3 protein-coding genes are annotated in these 3,867 nt (G+C 53.1%); all 3 read left to right on the forward strand.

The features are described 5' to 3' along the window. A partial coding sequence (locus ACYP2A_RS31535; RefSeq protein WP_459749857.1) for a DUF4951 domain-containing protein occupies positions 1-2,761 on the forward strand: 2,761 nt, incomplete at its 5' end. An 8-nt stretch (positions 2,762-2,769) separates the two neighbouring features. Further along, positions 2,770-3,009 carry a hypothetical protein gene (locus ACYP2A_RS31540; RefSeq protein ID WP_459749858.1) on the forward strand — a complete coding sequence of 80 codons (240 nt, stop codon included), beginning with the start codon at positions 2,770-2,772 and terminating at the stop codon, positions 3,007-3,009. Between the two features lie 117 nt (positions 3,010-3,126). After that, positions 3,127-3,615 carry an SMI1/KNR4 family protein gene (locus ACYP2A_RS31545; protein ID WP_459749859.1) on the forward strand — a complete coding sequence of 163 codons (489 nt, stop codon included), beginning with the start codon at positions 3,127-3,129 and terminating at the stop codon, positions 3,613-3,615. The last annotated feature ends 252 nt before the right edge of the window (positions 3,616-3,867 follow it).

The following is a 3,867-nucleotide window of genomic DNA, read 5'->3' on the forward strand; positions in this document are numbered from 1 at the left end:
CGTGCTCAAGGCCACCAGCACCTTGCAGGCCGGGGCTGGCAACAGCCTGATCAACGAAGGTCTGATTCAGACCAATGAACGTCTGAACCTGCAAGCCACCAACGATGTGCTCAACCGTGCCGGCGGCGTCATTAGCGGCCGCGATGTCAGCGTTACCGCAGTAAACGGCGATGTGAGCAACGAGCGTACGGTTACCAGTCATCAGAGCGCCGCAGGTGCGTCAGTCTGGCGCGAAGACTTCGCCAACAGTGCGGCGCGGGTCGAGGCGGCGGGCGATCTGACGGCCAGGGCCGGGCGTGATGTAAATAACAGCGGCGTCATGCAAGCCGCTGGCAACGCGACGTTAGTGGCGGGCCGCGATGTGAATGTAGTGGCAGCGCAGACCCAGGAAGGGCGTGTTAACGGGCCGAACCACACCCGCTCCAGCGTGACGCAACTGGGTGCTGAACTCAGTGCCGGGCAGAACCTAGGCGTGCAGGCGGGGCGCGATATCAATGTGACAGCTAGTCAGATCGACGCCAAGGGCGACCTGGCGCTGGCCGCCGGCAACAACCTGAACATCGCGGCGGCGGCCAACGAAAGTCATTACTACAGCAAGACCAAAAAGGTGACTGCGCAGGAAGACCACGTCAGTCAGGTGGGTAGCCAGTTGACGGCTGGCGGCAGCGCGGCACTGAGCGCCGGGCAGGACATTACCCTGACGGCCAGTGGCGTGAAGGCTGGCGGTGAGGCGTATCTGTATGCTGGCAATGAGCTGAATTTGCTGGCAGCACAGGACTACGACTACTCGCTGTACGACATGAAGAAAAAAGGCAGCTTCGGCGCGAAGAAAACCCAGCGCGACGAAGTGACCGACATTCGCCATGTCGGCAGCCAGATCACCACCGGCGGCGACCTGCTGCTGGTCAGCGAAGGCAATCAACGCTACCAGGCCGCGAAGCTCAACAGCGGCAACGACCTGACGCTGCAAAGCGGTGGCGCGATTGCTTTCGAAGGCGTGAAAGACCTGCATCAGGAGAGCCACGAGAAGAGCAAAAGCGATCTGGCCTGGAACAGCATGAAGGGCAAGGGCAGCACGGACGAAACCGTGCGCCAGAGCCAGATGATCGCTCAGGGCGAGGTGGCGATTAGGGCGGTGGAAGGGCTGCAGATCGACGTGAAGCAGGTCGACCAGCAGACCGTGAGCCAGGCCATTGATGCGATGGTCAAGGCTGATCCGCAACTGGCGTGGTTGAAAGAGGCCGAGAAACGCGGGGATGTGGATTGGCGGCAGGTGAAGGAGGTGCATGACTCCTTCAAGTACAGCCATTCGGGGCTGGGAGGCGGTGCGCAACTGGTTATCGCGATCATAGTTACTTACCTCACATGGGGCGCGGGTAGTTCTCTGGTCGGGGTCGCCGCAAACAGTGCTGGCGGCGTTGCAGCCAACTCGGCTGCGGCTGCCGTGGCTACCAAGACGGCCACCAGCACGGTCAACAATCGCGGCAATTTGGGTGCTATTGCCAAAGATGTCACTTCCAGTGACAGCCTTAAAAGCTATGTCATCGCGGGTGTCAGCGGTGGTATCGGCAATACCAGTATCGGCCTGCAACTGGCAGTCAACTCTTCCCTTAAAACCGTTCTTCAGGGCGGCAAGTTCAAGGACAACCTGACTGAAGCGGCAGTGATGATGTCCGCTAACGTGCTCACGGGCTACCTTTACGGGAAGGTGGGTAATGCGCTGAATGGAAGTGGCCTAGAGGCCAAGGTTGCTATACATGCCATCGTCGGCGGGCTTATCGGAGAAGCAGCAGGGGGCGATTTCCGGACTGCCGCGTTAGCCGCGGGCGCCAATGAGGCACTGCTGGACACGTTTGGTAGCGAGATATTTCCAGGAGATGCGTACAAGCGTTTGGTCACAATGACGTCGCAGTTGGTAGGTATGACTGTGGCGGCGGCGGCAGGCGGGAGTGAAAAGGACCAGGAGAAAGCTGGCTGGGTAACGCAACAGGCTGCAGCTTACAACTACTTGCAGCACGAAGAGGTGGATGCTCTATCCAGGGAGTTGGTGGGTTGCCGCAGCAATCCAGATCCAGTGGCGTGTCGTGGCCAGGTACAGGATAAATACCAGGCCCTGAGCGATAGCAAAACCGGTGTCAGGTTGTATGACTGTATGAGCTCCGGGGAACAGGTGTGCAAAGATCAATATACCGATGCCAGTAAGGGGACTGTTAAACTCGATTCGCTGATTAATTCTTTCGCATTAAATGAAGATGAGAAAGACGTAATTGATCGCTTTCAGAGAAAAAATCACAGTGATGAGCTGGTAGCTTCTGATTCTTGGCGAAAGTCGTTCATGAGCGGGTCAGGCGTCGTTGGAGGTATCCTCCTTGGCGGTGCGGCGGCGCTTGCAGCAGCAGAGAGGGCGGCAGCAGCAAAAGCTGTGGGGGCAAAAGGTGCTGAGGCTGCTAGTGATACTCCCAAGGGAGTAACAAATCCTGAGGTTCCTAAACTAGATCGGCCATTGATTCCTGAAGGAATGACCCAAAGCCAATTTGGGAAGGACGTTGTAGGGTGGGGAGCTAGACCTGAAGGAGCATTGCAGCGTCTAGAAACTATCAACACCTCAACGGTTGCGCTAATGCAAAAACAAGGGTTGACGCGTCAGATGGCTACTCAGTGGAAAGACTTTTACTCTAATGAGTTCTCCAGGAATGCAAACAATATTACTGCAAAAAATCGTGTTGAGTTGATGAGAAAAATTTTAGACAACTGGGACTAAAAGAGATCATGAAAATCAGCTGCATCAATGGAACATCTGAAGCCATGCTTCTTATTATAGAGCCTTGGGCCGAAGAATATTGGCTTGAGCCAGGAACGTCTGTTAGTGTCGTAGGGCAAGGGGGAGTTATTGATGGTAGCTTCGAAGTGGAATATTTCGATAAAGGAATAATTTTTTACGGCTGGGAAGGCAGTGTGGTTTCAGTTTTTATAAATGGTCAAGAGGCAGTTCCGAGCCGGCAAGATTGATGCCTCGGGGGAAGAAGAGCATTAAACAAAGGTTCCCGGGTGTGCTTATTAACGTAGAAACAGGAAATCCAAGATAAAAAAGTTCGGGATATTTTTCATGAGTCGGTGCTGAGAGGCGTGATTTTAGAGTCTGCTCTTGTTGGTTGCTCTGATGTGGATATTGCTTTGATTGAGCAATATTTTGGTTGTAAGGCTCCGTTAGCATATCGTGAGTTTTTGACGGTTGCGGGGCGTTCGGCTGGTAAGATTTTTTGTGGTGTAGATATATTTTATCCGAGATTACTTGGCCTGAAGTTCGAGGCGGAAGAGTTGCTTGATGAGTTAGGTCTATCTGGTTTGCTGCCTGCAGATGCTAAGGTGCTCTGCATGCATCAAGGGTATGGAATTAATTATTTTCTACCGATCTCTGACGACCCACCAGCATTTCAATTTTTCGAAGGTCAGAGTTCGACAACTAAAGCTTGGGATAGTTTTTCAGGCTTTTTAATTGAATCAATAGAAGATCATCTTTTACAATGGCCTGACTTGAATTGGCACGGGTGGCCGCAAAAATCGAGTGCAATACCTCTACGCGAGTTTGATTTGAAATATTGTTTTGATCTTTAAAAATTAATGATGTGAAGATATGAGTAATGTTGTTGGCAGGCTATCAAGTCGTAGCCTGCCTTTTAGACAAGACTTTACAAAAGCATCGGTCGCGAGGTGGATAACAACCTGCAAGCCGGTATATCAGACTAGGTTTTGTACGAAAAGTCGGTGCGGGTAGAATTGCGGCCATGATTGGCTGGAGGCCCGCATGGCAAAGCGTTACGAACTCTCCGACGCATCGTGGGAATTGATCAAGGATCTGGTTTCTCC

Source organism: Pseudomonas sp. 3A(2025), from assembly GCF_054589175.1.

Excerpts from the sequence above, each read along its gene's own strand:
- ACYP2A_RS31540 (WP_459749858.1), top strand. The coding sequence starts at position 2,770 with ATGAAAATCAGCTGCATCAATGGAACATCTGAAGCCATGCTTCTTATT.